Raw genomic sequence first — 1,165 nt, forward strand, 5'->3', positions numbered from 1 at the left:
CCGGCCGTGATCATCGCGAGCCGCTCCTCGACGCCGTCGGTGCCGTCGAAACCGAATAAGCCGGACGCGGCGACCTCGTACGCCGAGCGCCGCCGGCTGTTCGAGCTGCCGCGCTCCTCGTGGGCGGACTACAACACCGAACTGCTCTCGCAGGGCGGCGGCATCCACCCGCGGTCGGCCAAGTCCATCCCGATCAACGCCCAGGTGCGGGCCGCGCTCGGCATCGAGGCCGGCGTGAAGAAGATGACGCCGGCCGACCTGATGCAGACCATCCTCAAGGCCCCCGTGGACCTGCTGTGGAACGGCGGCATCGGCACGTACGTGAAGGCGTCGACGGAGTCGCACGCCGACGTGGGCGACAAGTCCAACGACGCGATCCGGGTCAACGGCGAGGACCTGCGGGTCAAGGTCGTCGGCGAGGGCGGCAACCTCGGCCTGACCCAGCTGGGCCGGATCGAGTTCGCCTCGGCAGGCGGGAAGATCAACACCGACGCGATCGACAACAGCGCCGGTGTGGACACCTCCGACCACGAGGTCAACATCAAGATCCTGCTCAACTCCGTCGTCGCCAACGGCGACATGACGGTCAAGCAGCGCAACAAGCTGCTGGCGCAGATGACCGACGAGGTCGGCTCGCTGGTGCTGCGCAACAACTACGCGCAGAACACCGCGCTGGCGCTGGCCCTCGCCCAGTCCTCCAGCATGCTCCACGCCCAGCAGCGCTTCATGCGCCGCCTGGTGCGCGACGGACACCTGGACCGGGCGCTGGAGTTCCTGCCCACCGACCGGCAGATCCGGGAGCGGCTGAGCGCCGGGCGCGGCCTGACCCAGCCGGAGACCGCGGTCCTGCTCGCCTACACCAAGATCACGGTGGCCGACGAGCTGATCCAGACGGCACTGCCGGACGACCCCTACCTCCAGCACCTGCTGCACGCCTACTTCCCGACCGCGCTGCGGGAGAAGTTCACCGAGCAGGTCGACGGGCACGCGCTGCGTCGCGAGATCGTCACCACGGTGATGGTCAACGACACCGTCAACACCGGCGGTACGAGCTTCCTGCACCGGATGCGGGAGGAGACCGGGGCGTCGCTGGAGGAGGTCGTCCGGGCGCACACCGCGGCCCGCGCGATCTTCCGGCTCAACCAGGTCTGGGACGACGTCGAGG

At 69.1% G+C, this 1,165-nt stretch carries 1 protein-coding gene; it reads left to right on the forward strand.

Annotated features, from left to right (window positions below; translation table 11 throughout):
- The coding region (locus AB0I03_RS26920; RefSeq protein ID WP_360417440.1) for an NAD-glutamate dehydrogenase domain-containing protein at positions 1-1,165 on the forward strand (1,165 nt) is incomplete at both ends.

Origin of the sequence: Glycomyces sp. NPDC021274, assembly GCF_040641195.1 — a bacterium.
Classification (GTDB): Bacteria; Actinomycetota; Actinomycetes; order Mycobacteriales; family Micromonosporaceae; genus Glycomyces.